Source organism: Bacillus sp. FJAT-29814, assembly GCF_001510715.1.
GTDB lineage: Bacteria > Bacillota > Bacilli > Bacillales > Cytobacillaceae > Neobacillus.
On the sequence record NZ_LMTJ01000001.1, the window covers coordinates 386,215 to 404,268 of the forward strand.

The window sequence follows — 18,054 nt, forward strand, 5'->3', positions numbered from 1 at the left end:
AAATAGACAGAGTACTGGAGGCCAAGGGACCCAGCCAATCTGGACCGGACATGTTAATGCATGTTCGGTTTTTTTATTTCTTTATTTCTGCCTTTAATTGCTGAACGTAAAATCTGATGTTGACACAACTGTTATATCTGTATATATTGTATATATACACTAATAACGATAGGGTGATGCAATGCCGTGAATATCTTCATTTCAAATTCATCGGATGAACCAATTTATCTGCAAATTATGAATCAAATCAAGGAACAGATCGTATCGGGGGAATTGCCCGAATCTCAACCGCTTCCTTCGATTCGAAATCTGGCAAAAGAGCTGAAAATCAGCGTCATTACAACAAAAAGAGCCTATGATGAGTTGGAAAAAGATGGATTCATCGTAACAGTTGCCGGAAAAGGGTCGTTTGTGGCCGCTATCAACAAAGAAATGCTCCGCGAAACCAAAGTGAAAAGTATTGAGGAAAAAATGACTGAAGCCATCCATACAGCAAAACTCGTGGGGTTATCCTTAGAGGAACTTCAAGAAATGCTGCAGTTACTATATGAGGGGTGAATAGGTTGACGAACATATTAGAAATGAGCAATGTATCAAAAAGCTACAAAGATTTTTCATTAAAAAATATAAATCTTACCTTGGAAAGAGGGTATATCATGGGTTTTATCGGCCCAAATGGAGCCGGTAAAAGCACGACGATCAAACTGATTATGAATTTAATTAAAAAGGATAGCGGCAACATTACCCTGTTTGGATTAGATAATGAAAAAGATGAATTGACGATTAAGGATCGAATCGGCTTTGTTTATGATGAAAATCATTTTTACGAGGACCTGACGATTCAACAATTAAAAAGCATCATCAGTCCATTCTACAGCAGATGGGACGAGGCGGTATTTAAAAAATATGTAGCGGCGTTCGATCTCCCAGTTAAGAAGCAGATTAAGCAGTTATCGAAAGGAATGAAAATGAAGTTTTCCTTAGCTATCGCCCTTTCGCACCATGCTGAGTTCTTAATTATGGATGAGCCAACTTCAGGATTGGATCCGCTCGTTAGGTCAGAACTATTAGAGGTTCTTCAGTCCTTGTTAGAGGATGAAAATAAATCGATATTCTTTTCAACGCATATTACCTCGGACTTGGATAAAATTGCTGACTTTATCACCTTAATCCACAATGGCGAAATCATGTTAAGTAAACCAAAGGATGAACTGCTCGAAGAGTATTGCATTGTAAAAGGCGATAAAGAAAAGCTCCATGCAGCCAATCGTGAAACATTCATCGGACTTAGAGAAAATGCGTATGGTTTTGAAGCCTTATCAACTAGTAAAAAGGATGTTAGGAGACGATTCGGCGATTCCGTGTTGATTGAAAAACCGACATTAGAAGATATTTTAGTATTTTCAACAAGGGGTGTTAACCGTGTATCAACTTATTAAAAAGGATGTATTGGTGCAAAAGAATTCCTTGCTGTTGTCCCTTGTTTTAATTATCTTTTTTTCATTCACTCTTTCAAACATGGGGACGGTCGGGCTGATCGTGGGGATTATTACCGTCACCTACCAGTTAGTTTTAGGTGCAAGTGCATTGGAGGAAAAAGTAAACAGTGAGATTATTCTCATTAGTCTACCAATCAACAAAAGGACCATCGTATTATCCAAATATATTTCCATCTATGTCTTTGCTGCCTATGTGATACTTGGATTCTACGTCGTTGATTTATTGACCAGCCTGTTTAACGTGCCATTTCATGTTCCTTTTAACTCATCAACCTTAATGGGCAGCCTAGCAGCGATTACCGTTTTGTTCTCTATAAGCTTTCCGTTGATTTTTAAATATGGCTACTTAAAATCGAAAATAATCAACATAATTCTTCTCTTTGTTGCCGTTTTTGGGGGCACCTTTACGATTGGCAATTTGATGAAAAACGATCATTATACCTTAGGGCAGAGTATGCAGGAATTAATGAATAGTGGGCCTCAATGGATGATCATCATGCTGATCCCGCTGCTCATGATATTAGCCATCTCATATTTCATCTCGATGACCTTCTTTAAAAACCGGGAGTTTTAAAAGCGAACAAGAAAAATGCCAGGCACCTTCATATGATTGAAGTGGTACCTGGCATTTTGTGGTACAGTTTACATATAACTAATATATTCACAAGAGGGTATGCAATGAAGGTTTATAAACTTAAACGTCAGTTTAATGGATATAAAAAAGGGACTCCATTTTTCTTAGTAAGTGAATCTGAATTTATTGGGGTTAAAGAGTTTGTTTTGAGAACCGATGATTTAGCGAACCGGATATCAATCGGTGAAAAGGAACTGATGAAGAATTTTATTTTTATAAAAGAGATCTATTGAATGAAGGTACCCAGCAGAGATATGAATTTGGGTCTTTAAATAATTGGTTTAATAATCCTAGGAATGGTATAGGATGAAATTTATCGTGTTGTCACAAGAAGGATAGAAATGGAGAAAGCGTTTATGACTAAATTTATCATTAAAGATGATTTTTGGACCTTATTCCCGCATGCAAAAATAGGCGTTGTTATTTGTCAGGGAATTGATAATTCTAAAAGGGACGCTGAGAACTATGAGCAGCTGCTGCGAGAGGCAGAGAAAGAAGCACATAAATTCATTGCCCAAGAGGAATTCAGCAGCAATGGGGTCATTTCCGTTTGGCGGGAAGCTTTTCAGAAATTCAAGACCAAGAAAGGGGCAAGGTGTTCCATTGAAGCCTTATTAAAAAGAGTGAAGAATGGCAATTCTATCGGGACCATAAACCCACTTGTTGACCTTTATAATTCCATTTCATTACGATATGGACTACCCTGTGGCGGAGAAGATATTGACGCTTTTGTTGGAGATATTTTGCTAACGAGGGCTAAAGGGGATGAACGATTCATTCCATTGGGAAGTGAAGAAAATGCAACGCCGTACGAAGGGGAAATTGTTTATAAAGATGATGCCGGCGCCATTTGCAGATGCTGGAATTGGCGTGAAGCACAGCGGACGATGCTAACAGAAAACACGAAAAATGCCTTCCTTTGTATTGAATTAATCGATGAAACAAGAAGCGATGAGTTTCATATGGCGCTTAAAGAGTTGTCTGATTTAGTATCACACCATCTTGGTGGTTGTGTGAGGTTGGAAGTGTTGGATCTTAATAATCGGGAAATATTGATCTAAACAGGAGGCAATTTGGGCAAACGAATGTAACGTCATCTTTTAATGTTCTAGTTAAATACAAAAAGCAAAAGGACTTCATTGATTTAAGTCCTTTTGTTTTGAATAAAATTAACATAATAGGCAGCTGTCTAATTTTGTGATTGTATTATAAATTCATATCAAATAGGGCATATACCCAAGAACTTTTACCCACCTATACATAAACTTTACTGTAAAAAGAAATGAGGAGGATCAACATGATTCCAAATTATTATGCCCAATATACAATGGATGACAGGATTGGTTTAGGTGGACCAGGCTCAGGTTTTGGTTTCTCGCCGGGTCTTGGTTTAGGTGGACCAGGTTCAGGTTTTGGTTTTGGACCAGGTCTCGGATTTGGAGGTCCAGGGTTTGGTTATGGTTATGGTTATCCGCATTACCATCACTACTATCCGTATTATCATTACTACCCATACTACCACCACCATTACTACCCATACTAAGATTTGCTGATTAAAACGTCCAACTTATAGGAAAAGACGTATCTGCGAAACAGGCGTATCTACAATTGTAAATACGCCTGTTTCTTTTAGTAAGTTATAGCTTTCCTCAAAGTAATCCACCAAAGTTTTGTTTTAGTTCCCGTTTATAAATGACAACGATTGCGATGGGCGGTCAAATAAGAGTAGGGATGGAGCACCCCTGTGAATATAACAAACCTTTTTTCAAATAACACATCTATCTTACTTTTATTAAAGTAAGATAACGTTTCCTTTAAGACTTGACTCATTCGAGCCCAATCGACAGATTCCAAATTTATGCCGCTTTATAATGGCATTTGTGAGAAAGGGGGAGATTCATTTTTACTACTGAGCCCTGCCTTCCATCCATTGCAGCACTGTAGGACATTTAAATACTATTATTCTATATGAAAACGGGAGGTTATCCTTTTGGGAATATTACTAAGAAAAGTAGTTAAGCTAAGAAGACAATTTTTAATCGAGCGTCTTGTTCAATTAGGTGTTTATAAAAGAAATAATAAGCATCTTTATGAATGGACTTTAAGTGATTTAGAGGATGCTTATAAATATACTTATGTGGATCAAATGAAAGAAGAGCAATGTGAAACAAATTAAAAGTCTAATCAGCCGAGGAAGGTGTTGTTACACGATCAACTGTTCCTTTATTAGGTGAAGGCAGCAGTGTAGTTTTGGAAAAAAATAACAAAGGGAGTTGGCGTCTGCCAACTCTCTTGTTAATCTTCTCACCAAGCAAAGCAATGCCATTGAAGCTTATTTTTTTGAAAGGTTACTTTTACGAATACCATATAAAAGATAAATAACCACGCCCACCGCCATCCAAATCATAAAGCGGATCCAGGTAATCGAGGGCAGACTGATTATCAGATAAACTGAAAAACCAATACCGATTAAGGGAACAAATGGCACAAATGGTGTTTTAAATCTTCTTTCTAGATTAGGCTGCTTGATACGCAGTACCATGATAGAGGCGCAAATTAGGATAAAGGCCGACAGTGTTCCGATGTTCACTAACTCAGCGACCTCATTAATCGGGGTTAAACCTGATACGATGGCTGTAACCACACCGATAATGAGAGTTGGACGATAGGGTGTTTTAAATTTGTAATGGACTTTGGCAAACCAGTTGGGCAGCAGCCCGTCGCGGCTCATGGCGAACCATATGCGTGAACCGGCGAGCATAAAGGAAAACAGTACCGATAAAATCCCCGTGATGGCAGCTGCAGAGATAATTAAGGTGATCCAATTCAGACCTACTTGATTAAAAGCCTTCGCAATCGGGGCGGCATTTCCCAATGTCTCATATGGGGCCATTCCTGTAATCACGAGCGACATGCCGATATAAAGACAGAGAGCAATCGTTAAGGACATAACCACTGCCCGAGGTAAGTCGCGCTGTGGATTTTTTGCTTCCTCCGCTGCCGTAGTTAAGGTGTCATATCCAAATACGGCGAAGAATACTAGTGCAGCACCGCCCATTACGCCATGAAACCCAAATGGCATAAACGGGTGCCAGTTGGCGGTATCAATGAAAAAGCTTCCAACTGCAATGACCACTACCACGATGCTTAATTTGATGATGACCATTAAGTTGTTAAATCGTGCTCCCCATTTCATCCCAATGGTAAGCAGCCCTGCTATGGCCAAACTGATCAACATCGCAATCAGGTCGATTTTATGACCATCACCTGTCCCTGGAGCCCCCTGTGCCCACAATGGAAGATGAATGCCGATTTGTTGCAACATCTCTTGCATATAACCTGACCATCCAATCGCCACTACTGCGATGACCAGGGTATATTCAAGCAATAAATCCCATCCAATCAGCCAAGCGGCTCCTTCCCCCAGCACCGCATAGCTATAGGTATAGGCACTGCCCGCAACCGGAATCAATCCGGCAAATTCCGCATAGCACAATGCCGCTGCCGCACTGGCAAGCCCCGCGATCAGAAAGGATAAAATGACAGCAGGCCCCGCATGTTCTGCGGCTGCCACACCTGTCAGGACAAAAATCCCTACACCAATGATTCCCCCTAAACCAATGGCTGTCAGTTGCCATAATCCTAAAACCCGTTGAAAACCTACACTATTCGTGCTCTCCTTTTGTAAATCTTCAATTGATTTCCTTCTTATAAAAGATTTCATTCATACCCTCCATTTCTCCCTTAAAAGTAACAACGATTTTAGATAGAGGTTTTTAAGGGTAATTAAACAATTATGTTTTAAAAATGGAGATATACAAAAGTTACTAATTGCTAATCTGATTGAAAAAAAGATGTAATCTTAAATAATGTTTTCGTAAAAACGTAATACTTGTAAACTAAACACTTACACATCATCCTCACGTCTTGTGACGACTGTTTCATGACCACAACGGCTGCATTTTAACCAAGTCGCAATATATCCAAAGCCATCTGGTTTCTCATTTTTTTCTTCATAAACGTGACCCTTTACCTTACAACTAATTTTCGCTAAGATACCCATCGAAAAAATCCTCCTTTTTAAAAAAAGTTTTTGCTTTTTCCATACTTATGCGCCAATGTTTGTCCTCTTTGAATTACTATTTCACTACAATCATTACAAAGAGATGATGAACAAGGATAAAAAGGATTGATCGATGCAAATGGGGAGGATCTTTTAGTTTGGAAAAACGGCTAAATGGAAGAAGTATTGGTTAAAATACGGGTTAAAACATAATAGCTGGAGGAAGCTCCTATATTATTGCGAGAAAATAGAGAATAGTACTTTTCCTTAAAGGAAACATGGTAAACTAAATTTATTATTTAGAAAGGGAATCCATTTTGATGGTTCATTTTTTTCAACAATTTAGTCCTGTAGGACAAGCATTTATCGCTACTTTATTTACGTGGGGAATGACGGCAATCGGGGCTGCGCTAGTTTTTGCAACAAAAACAATAAACCAGCGCTTACTAGACAGCATGTTAGGATTTGCCGGTGGTGTCATGATTGCAGCCAGTTATTGGTCCTTATTGGGACCGGCAATCGAAATGTCAGCGGACCATGCCGTTGGAGCTTGGTTTCCTGCAGCATTTGGATTTATATTGGGTGGGATTTTTTTATGGGGAATTGATAAGATTCTGCCTCATCTTCATCCGAATACTCCACTCAGCCATGCAGAGGGATTTTATCCTAAAGCGAGAAAAAGAAGTACATTGCTAGTCCTTGCCATCACCCTCCATAATATCCCAGAGGGGTTGGCCGTCGGAATTTCTTTCGGGGCCGTTGCCAATGGGGGTACGGAAGCTTCGTTAGCGGGTGCGTTGGCACTTGCCTTAGGAATCGGCATCCAAAACTTACCTGAAGGAGTAGCGGTGGCCATGCCCTTAAGAGGAGAGGGAATGTCACGAAGGAGGAGCTTTTTGTACGGACAATTTTCAGGGATGGTCGAGCCGATCGCCGCTGTTATGGGTGCGTTTGCTGTATCATTTGTTGAGCCATTGTTACCATATGCGTTAAGTTTTGCGGCGGGAGCGATGATTTTCGTCGTTGCTGAAGAAGTCATTCCAAGCTCACAAGAAAAAGGCAATAAGGATTTGGCTTCAATGAGTTTAATGGTTGGTTTTGTTTTAATGATGATTCTCGATGTGGCATTAGGATGATTTGGCGGTATGAAAAAGGGAGTAGCAATCTACTCCCTTTTTCATTTGATTCATGCGATATCAAATCTTTAAAGTTTATTTTACTGGACCATTCGTAATTTCAGTAAGTTTCGCATTGATAGCAAAGATTTTTGCGTTTACTTCTGGTATTCCGAATCCTGCCAATCGTTTTGAGTGCATGTCTAAATATTTTTCGGCCGTTTCTTTTGTTTCAAACATATAAATTCCACCGGCCTCATTTGTTTCAGGACTCTCTGTCCAGATTTTCCACATGAATCCTTCTTCTTCATTAATACTTCTTGCTAAGTCCGAAAATGCCTCGGCCATTTCATCACCGAAAGGTCCATTCATTTTAAAATCCACTTGTAATACATAAGCCATTGTACTTTCTCCCTTGTTAGTTGAAGTTGTAAAGTATGATTCCCCAAATGACCTTGGAGGAATCTTAATTCTAGTTTAGTGGTTCCTATCATCTAAAAACACCAATACTTTCTTGGATGTGTCTGATATCCAACACATTTTTAAAAATGTTGAAAAAGTAGGCCGGATAACTGTATTAGTTAGACGAAATTGTTGAAGGTAAGGTTAAGTCGAATATATTATGTGAACGACAATTATATAATGTGATAACATAATATAAACATAATATAATTAAGATGCAGGGATGGACATGTTACTGCATATTCGGTCTTTTTTTAATTATTGAGTATTTAACGTAAAAAATAAAATTAACTTACTGCATGTGATGCCGCGGCATACATGGGAAAAGGGGAAAGATGGATTTTATCACAAAGGAATCGGGCATTGTTTATGATTTTAACAAGAATCATCGGCCCATTAAATCAGTTGCATCTGGTACAACGATTGAAATTGAAACCTATGATTGCTTTAAAAATCAAATCGTATCGGCAGAAATGGCTTTAAACGAGCTCGATTGGAATGAAATTAATCCGGCAACCGGACCTATATTCGTCGAAGGGGCAATACCTGGAGATGTTTTAAAGGTGAAAATTGAAAAACTAGAAATTGGGAAACAAGGTGTCATGGTCGTTGAGCCGAATCAAGGTGTTATGGGCCATCGCATTGCAAAAATGGAAGCGAAAATGATTCCAATCCTTAATGGAAAAGCGATGTTTAATGAGCTTGAAATTCCCTTAAACCCCATGATTGGTGTAATTGGCGTTGCTCCAGAGGGTGAAGGGGTAAACTGCGGTACACCAGGTCCACATGGCGGGAATATGGATAATAAGATGATTGCGGAAGGGGCAACTCTCTATTTGCCAGTATTTGTTGAAGGGGCTTTATTCGGATTAGGCGACCTGCATGCGGCCATGGGGGACGGAGAAATAAGCGTAACAGGAATTGAAATTCCTGGAAAAGTAACCGTCACACTTGAAGTGCTTAAAAATGTTAAAATCAATCATCCGATGCTCGAAAATAAGGAAGTAATCACACAAATTGCCTCCGCAGAAACGCTTGACAAAGCTGTTAAACTCGCGACGGAAGAAATGATCGACCGCATTGTGGAAAAAACGGGGCTTCCATTAAGTGAAGTAACGATGCTAATGAGTGCAGCAGGCCAGACTGAAATCTGCCAGGTAGTCGACCCGCTGGTAACAGCCCGTTTTGTCGTGCCAAAATGGCTGCTTAGACAATTGAATGTTGAATTGCTTTAGGGTTTTGAATTTTAATAGAGGAGAATTGTATTTTGATAAAGAATTTGCGAAATCTGCACCCGCTTACCATTAATATTTTGGTCGGCACCATGTTCGGTCGGATGGCCACTTCGATGAGCATTCCTTTCCTGGCGATCTATCTAACGCAAGTCAAGCACGTTTCCCCGTCTCAAACAGGGATGATTATTGCTGTAAGTTCCCTTGTCGGGATTTGCACTAGTTTTGCCGGCGGGTACTTATCAGATTGGTTTGGCAGGAAAATTATTCTGTTTTTATCCGTTTTTTTGTGGGCAGCTGTTTTTGCCCTCTTCGGGGTGGCTGATTCTGTTGCTGGCTTCTTTCTTGCCAATGCTCTGAACGGGTTTTGTAAATCCGTGTTTGAACCGGCATCGAGAGCTCTTCTTGCTGACCTTACCAAGCCAAAGAACAGGCTGGCTATCTTTAACCTTCGTTATACCGCGATCAATATTGGAGTCATTTTCGGTCCCATGCTCGGCTTTTATTTCGGCTCATCGGAAACGACTTTCCTTTTCTTTATTGCAGCTGGTGTATATGTCATTTATGGGCTATCGCTCGTGCTCACTTTTAGCAAGACCGGGTACAAGGAGAATACTGAGGAGACGCCTTCGCAAAAGAAAGCTACATTTTCCGAAGCAGCTATGGCAGTGAGAAAAGATAAGGTACTCCTTATGTCGTTGCTTGGCATCATTCTTGCCACAACAGGTTATGCACAGTTTAACTCGACGTTGCCCCAGTTCCTATCTGGAGCATTTGGCCAGAATAAAGGGGCAGGCATGTTTTCAGGTTTCTTGATCCTGAATGCGGTAACGGTGATCTCGTTGCAATATCCGCTGCTAAAAATAGGGAAAAAGTATTCGCCGATTGTTTCCATCATGGTGGGAAACATGCTTTGTGCGCTAGGGGTGTTTGCTTTTTCACTTGCGGAGTCGATTCCGTCTTGGGGAGCAGTCATCATTCTTTTTACCATTGGCGAAATTCTCATGTTCGCCATGACCGATGCCTTTATTGATTCCATCGCAAAATCAGATTTGCGAGGCACTTACTTTGGGGCGATGGGATTCACGCAAATTGGAAGTATCGTCGGCCCTTCACTGGGCGGCCTTTTACTAGATCATTTCGGCTACGGGGATGCTGTCTCTGTATTTGGACTGCTAGCTGGATTGTCACTTCTTGGGGTTCCTGTCCTTTATGCGGTAAAAGTTGCGATGGGGAGGATGGCTGGCCAGCGTTCCAAGGAGATAGGTTAAACTTGGATTTCGAAAAACACACATTCAATGCTGGCGGACCACTATTCATCTATGAAACTAGGGTAGAGTTGAATATGCCGACATAAAACAAATGATTTCATCATATTTATCACCAATGAGAGGGTAAAGAGGTGAAAATATGATGCGTTCTGTTGGCAGAAAGTTCATCTGGTTTCTAATCGGCAGCACGATATTTACAACCTTTGTTGGATATGTTCTGTTTAAGGCTGGCCTCATTTCGTTTCCAGGTATTCCAGATTCCCAAAGAGCACTGAATAATCAAGAGCATAATCGAAATAGAAGAGTTGGTAGAATTCGAATTATTTAGAGTTTCCTTACTCATCACGTTTTAGTTCCTCAATTATAGAGTCATCATTTAGCAAAGGGCAAACAGTCGGGAATAAACTGTTTGCTCTTTTTATTTTGGTTCGGAAAATGGCTGTCTGATTTTTTTAAAATCAATAGTAAACTGAGAAAAATTCACATTTTTAATATTGAATATTCTAATAGTTAATTATATATTTTAATTGAATAGAAAAGGAGGAATCAATCATGACTACTTTATCGCCGTTCAAAAGAAAAGCAAGTGATAGAAGGAGTGATGTGTGGGACGCTTTCTCAGATTTCTTCAATAATAATTTCTTTGCACCTGTGCTTGGTGACACCTACCATTTCCGTACTGACATAAAAGATAGTGGAGATGAATATGTCATCGAGGCGGAATTGCCGGGATTTGATAAGGATGAAATTTCAGTAGAATACAACAATCATTATTTAACAATTTCTGCAAAAAGGGAAGCAGATATGAAAGTTGAAAATGAACATTATATCCGTCAGGAAAGACGGTCTGGCCATTTTGTCCGCCGTTTTTATGTGGAAGATCTTGATGAAAATGCTATTTATGCAACTTTCAAAAATGGAATCCTGACCTTGAAATGTCCAAAAAGAATGGTTACCAACATAGATAAGAAACGGATTGAAATCCATTAATTTTCAATTGAACCTTAAATGGTTTCTTGATATAACATAATTAGTGGTTAAGTGTAAAAAGGCAGCCGCATACGCGCTGCCTTTTGTTCATTTTGTAGAAAACAGCCTGAGTATACTTTAGGAGAAATGAATTCATGGATAGTGGCTCAGACTTAGTAGTTGAATACTAAGCAACACCCATTTTTAGGGAAGTTGCTTGGTGTTTTTTGTTTAATTATATTTTCTACTAATGATCTTTGCAGCTAATACAAGTTGAATTAAATTTAATCCTTTGGTAAAAATCAGGATTGTTGCTTATAAAAGGAACTTTGTAATACTTAGAAAGCAAAGAAAAATATAAAAATTAAAATTTGAGAACCATGTAAGGAATTTTTTTATTATAAAAAAATTTGTAGTAAAACCTCAATTAAATGGAGATTTATTTTATCCGTTAAAAACCTTAAGGAAATCCTTCTAAAATCAAGAAATTAAAAAAAGAGTAAACGGAACAGTTATTAAACTAAGAAGAGTTGTTATTAGAGTAGTATATGAAATGAGGTCAGGCTCGATTTCGAATTGAAGAGCTAATATGATAGTATTTGCCGCTACCGGCATAGCACCTAATAAAATGAAAACTTGCTTGATCGTCTGATCGACGGGCATGAAGAGAACTAGAACTGCTGCAATTGCAGGAGAGAGAATCATTTTCACAAAAGTAATGATATTTACATATCTTTTACCGAAATTTTGAACTTTCATTTCCGATAATTGCATACCCAGAACCAGCATGATTGTTGGAATGGTGGCGTCTCCTACTAAGCTTATACTATCAAGAATGGTAGACGGTAATCTAATATTTAAAAACTGGAATAACAATCCTAAAATAACTCCATAAATAATCGGCATTTTCACCACGTTCATCAACGCGGTCTTTATACTTGAAGCGTTCTTGTTACCATAAGATGCAATAAAAATACCAACTGTATTAATTAAGAGCCCATGGATCACCATGATGATAACTGCATAGTTAAATGCCTCATGACCGAAAGCAAACAAAGCAACCGGTGCTCCATAGTTCCCACTATTAGGAAATATTCCCCCCAGCATCAGAGCAGATACGTGTACTTTATCCATTTTTGCTATAACACCTGCAATAATGGATATGATTATAAGAATCCCAGTAAGTAATACTGAAAAAATAAACATGTAAAAATAGTCAATGTTTAATTGGTTTTTGTAGAAAGTTTCAAATGTTAAGAATGGTGTCATAAGGTATAGGGCCATAGTAGAAATGGATTTGACATTTAATTTAAGAACCTTTTGTCCGATATACCCAGCTGTAAAAATTAAAAACGCAGGCAATATTACCAAAAGTAGATCCATATTTTATCACCCTTTCTACAATCATAATAATCTTACTTTCTCAAAACATTCAGAAATTGTAAACTTTATTTATTTTTAACATTTCCCTGAAGGTAGAAAGCCCGAAATTTTTTGTTTTTTTATCCAAACAATTTTATAGAAAAAAATTGTACAAACAGAGGTGGAATGAAGATCCTACCCTTTTAAAAGTTTTTTATATAAAACGTTATTAACATTTGAAAGTTTCAAATATTAAAAATATATTGACTATTTATTTAACTGCTGGTACGATACTACCTATAAAACCTAATCAGCATATTATCTAGTCATCTGATGACCGAATCACATGAACATAAGAATAGATTGGTGACATCTTGGTTTAAATACCCATTTCTTGCAACATGTTATTATTAATTACCTCTAGATTTTTTATTTCTTTTAATCATTCCACTTTACTCACTGCACAAATTACTACACATCGTTGCCTACCACTATAACCATAATAGTAAACCCATTCTTAGACAAACAGCAGAAATAAAAAAATTGAATTTTATATGTATAAAATCAATTAGCCATTTCCTGTGTCATTTATTTACAAAAATTACCTAAATTACCACAAATAACAAATTTAACTTTCCCAAAAACTTAAGCTCTACTTAGCCTAATAAACGGAGTAATTAAAATAACAAATAATTTTGAGGAGGAAATAAATTGTGGGAAGTGAATGAAGCTAAATCTCGTAAGGTGTACGAGGATGTAGTGGAGCAAATAAAAAAAATCCTTGAAAATGGTGATCTGAAACCGGGGGATAAATTACCTTCAGTAAGGCTATTATCAAGATCATTTAATGTTGGCCAGTCGACAATACGAGAGGCATTAAGTGTATTAAAAACAATGGGTTTAATTGAGACAAAACAAGGGGAAGGGACATTTGTCCGTAACTTTGACCCTCGCATTTTGAATAAATCAATACCTGATTATCACCTTATTGCAAAAGATGACATTATTGATTTATTAGATGTTCGTAAAATGCTTGAGAGGGGAGCTGTGGCTCTGGCGGCAGAAAGAAGAACAAAAGAAGATTTAATTCGCATTGAAAGCGCTTTAATACAAATGGAATTAGATCTAACTAGGAAACGAGAAAATTTTGGGGAGGATGCCGATTGGAGATTTCATTTTGCCGTAGTAGAAGCTAGTTATAATAAAATATTAATTTCGTTAATGAAAAAACTTTCTGCAACTGTAAGAAATTCACTAAAAGTGAGCAGACAAAAACTTTATGAAACAGATGGTATGCCAGAAAGATTATTAATGGAGCATCGTTCAATCTTTGAAATGATTAAAGAACAAAACATTAAAAAAGCAGAAGAATTTATGGTACTCCATTTATCAGGTGTTCAAGAAAAATTATTAATTGCTAATGAGTTTTCACAAACAAACCAAAATATCAATTTATTTGAAAATAATTAGGAGGGTGATTCCTATGTTTGAAAGAAAAGTGTGTGTAGTTGGAGCAGGTACGATGGGGAGGGGGATTGCACAAGTATTCGCAATGGCTGAATGGGATGTATTGTTAATTGATAACAGTAAAGAACAGCTAGACAGAGCATTTAATTATATGAGAAAGTATTTGGCATTTGAGCATAATCAAGAAGAAATAGAGGCCATTATTCAGCGAATTAAAACAAACGAAGCGCTTGACCAGCAAATAAGTGAATATCCGTTTATTGTGGAAGCTGTCCCAGAAAATCTTGAACTTAAGAAACGAATTTTTAGGGAAATTGAAGCGTTGGTGTCAGAAGATACCATTTTGGCCACAAACACTTCACAAATTAGTGTAACTTCCATTGCTAGTGCGTGTAAATTAACGAATCGTTTTTTAGGAATGCACTTTTCAAATCCTCCGCACCGGATGGAGCTAGTTGAAATAATCCGTGGATTAAAAACAGATGAAAATACTGTGGAAAAAGTTGTGGAGATTACAAAAGACATTGGGAAAGCCCCGTACGTTGTGAATGATGCTCAAGGTTTCGTTGTAAGCCGGATCGCAGCTGTGGTCATCGCTGAGGGAGTGCGAATCTTGGAAGAGGGAATTTGCGACAAAGAAACGTTAGATGGCATTATCAAGACTGGACTGAATCACCCAATGGGACCCTTAGAATTAGCGGATCATGTCGGGATGGATGTATTTTTAATGTCCTGCACAGGAATGTTTGAACAATACGGTGATGCGTTCAGGGTACCGGGGACTGTAAAAAGATATGTTGAGGCTGGTTTATTAGGTAAAAAGACCGGAGAAGGGTTTTACAAATATAAATAGTTTGTATTCCGCAGCTTAGTCATCCTAGTATCTACCTATCCTGGTGAAGTTAGAATTCCGTAATGGAAAAAAATATCATATGAGGTGGTTTGCAATGTATAACTTGGAGAAATTGGTAGTTTCAGAGTCTCCTTCCGATGCTGTTAAATTATATTGTTCAGGGTGCCCAAAATGCGGGCGTAAATATTTCCCGCTAAAAGAGTTATGCGTTGATTGCCTAGAGACATGTGAAACGGTTCAGGTAGGACCGTATGGAAACATTTTCAGCTATACAAGAGTAGGGGTCGATTCTCCCTTATATAAAGCGCCCTATACTTTAGCATTTATAGATTTAGATGATGGTGTCAGATTATTAGCCAGAGTCGATGAAAGTAAGGAAAAAGTGGGCGTTGGAAAAAGGGTGAAAAGTGTCCGAGCATCTTTTCCTACTAAAAGCGGTGAAACCATTCATGCATTCGCATTTGAAATGACAAAGGAGGACCAATAATGAGAGAAGTTGCAGTTGTTGGAATGGGGATGACCAAATTTGGGAAGTTCCCCGAAACTAGCATAAGCAAAATCGGTTATACAGCGGTGATTGAAGCACTTAACGATAGTGGAGTAAACAAACGGGATATCCAAGCTGCGTTTGTTGGAAGTGTATACGGTGGAACAGGCATAGGTCAAAAAATACTAATGGATATTGGGATAACCGGGATTCCTGTTACAAATATTGAAAACGCTTGCGCAAGCGGTTCCAATGCATTAAGGGAAGCCTATATGCAAGTATCTTTGGGAGCAATCGACGTTGCTTTAGTCATTGGGATTGAACAATTATCCAACTTAGGAAAGGGGCCGTTACCTTTAGACCTGAATGACTATGAAGTGAGCCAAGGGTTGATTCTCCCGGGTCAATATGCCCTAATGAGCCGCAGGTACATGGATGTCTACGGAATCACAGAGGAACAACTTGCTCAAGTATCGGTGAAAAACCATTTTAATGGTGTATTTAATCCAAAATCACAGTATCAAAAAGAATTCTCATTGGAAGAGATCATGTCGTCTCCGGTAATTTCAGAACCAATAAAATTGTTAGAATGTTGTCCAATTGGAGATGGTGCAGCAGCTGCCATTATTGCCTCAAAGGAGTATGCTGCGAAACTTGGAATAACCAATCCAGTTACAGTGAAGACATCAGTGCTGATTAGTGGGGATACGCTATATGAACCAGAAGATTATATTTGGAGTCAAAAATTAATTAGAAAAGCAGTGAAAATGGCGTATGAAGATGCAGGCATGGGCCCTGAAGATATTGACTTTGCTGAAGTCCATGATGCTTATCCAATTGCCGAGCTCTTGGCATATGAAGAATTACAATTCTGTGGTCCCGGGGAATCCGGAAGGTTAATCAGTGATGGAGTAACAGAAATAAATGGAGAAAAACCAGTTAATTCCAGTGGTGGTTTACTTGCAAAAGGCCACCCATTAGGGGCAACAGGAGTGGCTCAGCTTTATGAAATTTATCTTCAACTTTTGGGAAGAGCAGGGAAAAGACAAATTACCAAAAATGGTGCTCTGCCAAAAGCTGGAGTTGCAGAAACAATGGGAGGTGGGGGAATTACAAACCTAAGTGGTAATATTTGTTCGATTGTCATTTTGGCTAGATAAAATTTAAAAATTGATATTGGAGGTAAAAGTAATGACAAAAATCAAAAATGATTTATTGGATCCAGAAGTTATCAAAGATCCACATTCCTATTTTAGACAACTTCGTAACGAAGACCCAGTTCACTGGAATGAAAGATGGAAAGGCTGGATTATCACTAAATATTCCGATTGTCAGACGCTTATGCAGGATCCAAGGATTTCAGCCAATCGGCTTAACGAACGAGTCCTAAATAAAATGAATGATGAAGGAAGATATGTTGCGGAAGTAATGAAAAATTGGATGGTTTTAAATGATCCACCGGATCATACCAGAATTCGCAGGGTACTTCAAAAGGCCTTCTCCCCAAGAGCAGTTGAGGCTATGAGGGAGGCCACACAGAATATTGTAAACCAGGCTATTGAAGAAATTGTTGATAAAGACAAAGTGGATATCGTTTCTGAATTTGCATTTTCTGTTCCTTCAAATGTCCTCTCAGTCATGCTTGGTCTGCCAAAAGAAGATTTTGATAAAGTAAAACAGTGGACACACGATTTAAATACATTAGTGTTTATTGATTTGTCTGAAGGGGATCGGCATAAAAAGGCATATTTGGCTGTTAAAGAAATGTCCAATTACTTTGAAGATAAATTTAAGGAAAGAAGAGCTAATCCCGGGAATGATTTATTGACGGCGTTAATTGATGCAAATGAAGATGGGATCCTTACTGACGAAGAGCTGATTGCGCAATGCATTCTTCTCTTTCAGGGTGGACATGAAACGACAACAGCTTTGATTTCCAGTGCTATTCTACATTTACTTAAGAATCCAGATCAAATGCAAAAGTTAAAAGAAAATCCTTCATTAATAAATAATGCGGTGGAAGAATTTATCCGGTTTGATGGACCAGCAAAGGGGAACGTACGACTTGCTTTGGAAGATATCGAAATAAGGGATAAAGTGATTAAAAAAGGGGACCGCATGATTATTTCCAATGCATCGGCAAATCGTGATGAGGATATATTTGAAAATCCTGATATTTTTGATATTACACGGAATCCAAACCCGCACCTAGGATTTGGCCATGGAAGTCACTATTGTCTAGGAAATCAGTTAGCCAGATTGGAAGCTAGAATTGCCATCAATTCTTTTGTTCAACGTATTGAAGAGGTTAAACTTGCTGACCGTGAATTGAATTACCACCCAACAGCGGTTGCTCGTCTCTTAAAATCTTTGAATATTGAAATTGGTAATTAATTAAAAGATTCATTCTTCTGGAGGGCAATATGATGAAAGTTATTATTAATAAAAATCTCTGTATCGGGAATGGCATGTGTGTAGGAATTGCACCAGAGGCTTTTAAAATTGGAAGTGATGGTAAATCCATTGCCTACAATCAAAATCCCGAAATAAGTAGTTTAATACGCGAAGCGGAAGAAAATTGTCCCGTCGGAGCTATTTTAATAGAAGAAGAGGACTAATGCATCGAGAAATACTGAATAA

The 18,054-nt window shown here is 38.3% G+C and carries 22 protein-coding genes; 18 read left to right on the top strand and 4 right to left on the bottom strand.

All coding sequences use genetic code 11. The features are described from left to right. Positions 1-186 precede the first annotated feature (186 nt). The 7 genes from AR334_RS01835 (at position 187) to AR334_RS01865 (ending at position 4,309) form a co-directional block, all read left to right on the top strand. Positions 187-558 (top strand): GntR family transcriptional regulator, encoded by a 372-nt coding sequence (locus tag AR334_RS01835; RefSeq protein ID WP_066304260.1) that lies wholly within the window; start codon positions 187-189, stop codon positions 556-558. A 5-nt stretch (positions 559-563) separates the two neighbouring features. Next, positions 564-1,439 carry an ABC transporter ATP-binding protein gene (locus AR334_RS01840; RefSeq protein WP_156431148.1) on the top strand — a complete coding sequence of 292 codons (876 nt, stop codon included), beginning with the start codon at positions 564-566 and terminating at the stop codon, positions 1,437-1,439. After that, positions 1,423-2,073, top strand: coding sequence for an ABC-2 transporter permease (locus AR334_RS01845; RefSeq protein WP_066304261.1), 651 nt, complete (start codon positions 1,423-1,425; stop codon positions 2,071-2,073). Before AR334_RS01840 ends, AR334_RS01845 begins: the two co-directional genes overlap by 17 nt. Positions 2,074-2,177: 104 nt before the next feature. After that, positions 2,178-2,366: a hypothetical protein gene (locus AR334_RS01850; RefSeq protein ID WP_066304262.1), complete on the top strand. Its 189-nt coding sequence runs from the start codon at positions 2,178-2,180 to the stop codon at positions 2,364-2,366. 123 nt (positions 2,367-2,489) lie between these two features. Beyond that, entirely contained in the window at positions 2,490-3,194 is a 705-nt protein-coding gene (locus tag AR334_RS01855; RefSeq protein ID WP_066304263.1) for a B3/4 domain-containing protein, read from the top strand. Between the two features lie 236 nt (positions 3,195-3,430). Further along, positions 3,431-3,676, top strand: a complete 246-nt coding sequence (locus AR334_RS01860) for a hypothetical protein (RefSeq protein WP_156431149.1) — start codon at positions 3,431-3,433, stop codon at positions 3,674-3,676. A gap of 447 nt (positions 3,677-4,123) precedes the next feature. Then, positions 4,124-4,309 carry a Fur-regulated basic protein FbpA gene (locus tag AR334_RS01865; protein WP_066304264.1) on the top strand — a complete coding sequence of 62 codons (186 nt, stop codon included), beginning with the start codon at positions 4,124-4,126 and terminating at the stop codon, positions 4,307-4,309. Between the two features lie 156 nt (positions 4,310-4,465). On the opposite strand, the gene AR334_RS01870 is transcribed toward AR334_RS01865, so the two are convergent. Continuing rightward, positions 4,466-5,857, bottom strand: coding sequence for an amino acid permease (locus AR334_RS01870; RefSeq protein ID WP_066304265.1), 1,392 nt, complete (start codon positions 5,855-5,857; stop codon positions 4,466-4,468). Positions 5,858-6,040: 183 nt separating this feature from the next. Next, a complete protein-coding gene (locus tag AR334_RS29305; protein ID WP_156431150.1) occupies positions 6,041-6,196 on the bottom strand; it encodes a hypothetical protein in 156 nt (51 codons plus the stop codon). 320 nt (positions 6,197-6,516) lie between these two features. On the opposite strand from AR334_RS29305, the gene AR334_RS01875 reads away from it, so the two are divergent. Beyond that, the gene (locus tag AR334_RS01875) at positions 6,517-7,332 is read left to right on the top strand and encodes a ZIP family metal transporter (RefSeq protein WP_066304266.1); all 816 of its coding nucleotides are present in this window, start codon (positions 6,517-6,519) and stop codon (positions 7,330-7,332) included. Between the two features lie 75 nt (positions 7,333-7,407). Here AR334_RS01875 and AR334_RS01880 read toward each other — a convergent pair whose 3' ends face one another. Next, positions 7,408-7,713, bottom strand: coding sequence for a monooxygenase (locus AR334_RS01880; protein WP_066304267.1), 306 nt, complete (start codon positions 7,711-7,713; stop codon positions 7,408-7,410). Positions 7,714-8,108: 395 nt separating this feature from the next. On the opposite strand from AR334_RS01880, the gene AR334_RS01885 reads away from it, so the two are divergent. From AR334_RS01885 to AR334_RS01900, 4 genes are all read left to right on the top strand, one after another. Next, positions 8,109-9,008: an acetamidase/formamidase family protein gene (locus AR334_RS01885; RefSeq protein ID WP_066304268.1), complete on the top strand. Its 900-nt coding sequence runs from the start codon at positions 8,109-8,111 to the stop codon at positions 9,006-9,008. 32 nt (positions 9,009-9,040) lie between these two features. After that, positions 9,041-10,276 carry an MFS transporter gene (locus AR334_RS01890; RefSeq protein ID WP_082692735.1) on the top strand — a complete coding sequence of 412 codons (1,236 nt, stop codon included), beginning with the start codon at positions 9,041-9,043 and terminating at the stop codon, positions 10,274-10,276. Between the two features lie 139 nt (positions 10,277-10,415). After that, positions 10,416-10,604 carry a hypothetical protein gene (locus tag AR334_RS01895; RefSeq protein ID WP_066304270.1) on the top strand — a complete coding sequence of 63 codons (189 nt, stop codon included), beginning with the start codon at positions 10,416-10,418 and terminating at the stop codon, positions 10,602-10,604. 224 nt (positions 10,605-10,828) lie between these two features. Then, positions 10,829-11,266 (top strand): Hsp20/alpha crystallin family protein, encoded by a 438-nt coding sequence (locus tag AR334_RS01900; RefSeq protein WP_066304272.1) that lies wholly within the window; start codon positions 10,829-10,831, stop codon positions 11,264-11,266. Between the two features lie 459 nt (positions 11,267-11,725). Here the strand turns inward: AR334_RS01900 and AR334_RS01905 are convergent, their stop codons facing one another. Beyond that, a complete protein-coding gene (locus tag AR334_RS01905) occupies positions 11,726-12,628 on the bottom strand; it encodes an AEC family transporter (protein WP_066304276.1) in 903 nt (300 codons plus the stop codon). A gap of 699 nt (positions 12,629-13,327) precedes the next feature. Between AR334_RS01905 and AR334_RS01910 the strand changes: the two genes are divergently transcribed. The 6 genes from AR334_RS01910 (at position 13,328) to AR334_RS01935 (ending at position 18,032) form a co-directional block, all read left to right on the top strand. Next, positions 13,328-14,077, top strand: a complete 750-nt coding sequence (locus tag AR334_RS01910) for a FadR/GntR family transcriptional regulator (protein ID WP_253701176.1) — start codon at positions 13,328-13,330, stop codon at positions 14,075-14,077. A gap of 13 nt (positions 14,078-14,090) precedes the next feature. Continuing rightward, positions 14,091-14,927 (top strand): 3-hydroxyacyl-CoA dehydrogenase family protein, encoded by an 837-nt coding sequence (locus AR334_RS01915; RefSeq protein WP_066304280.1) that lies wholly within the window; start codon positions 14,091-14,093, stop codon positions 14,925-14,927. Positions 14,928-15,021: 94 nt separating this feature from the next. Then, a complete protein-coding gene (locus AR334_RS01920) occupies positions 15,022-15,414 on the top strand; it encodes a Zn-ribbon domain-containing OB-fold protein (protein WP_066304282.1) in 393 nt (130 codons plus the stop codon). Further along, positions 15,414-16,574 carry a thiolase family protein gene (locus tag AR334_RS01925; RefSeq protein ID WP_066304284.1) on the top strand — a complete coding sequence of 387 codons (1,161 nt, stop codon included), beginning with the start codon at positions 15,414-15,416 and terminating at the stop codon, positions 16,572-16,574. The genes AR334_RS01920 and AR334_RS01925 overlap by 1 nt, the downstream gene beginning before the upstream one ends. 31 nt (positions 16,575-16,605) lie before the next feature. Beyond that, complete coding sequence (locus AR334_RS01930; RefSeq protein ID WP_066304288.1) at positions 16,606-17,808, top strand: cytochrome P450; 1,203 nt, start codon at positions 16,606-16,608, stop codon at positions 17,806-17,808. A gap of 29 nt (positions 17,809-17,837) precedes the next feature. Further along, entirely contained in the window at positions 17,838-18,032 is a 195-nt protein-coding gene (locus AR334_RS01935; protein WP_082692738.1) for a ferredoxin, read from the top strand. The last annotated feature ends 22 nt before the right edge of the window (positions 18,033-18,054 follow it).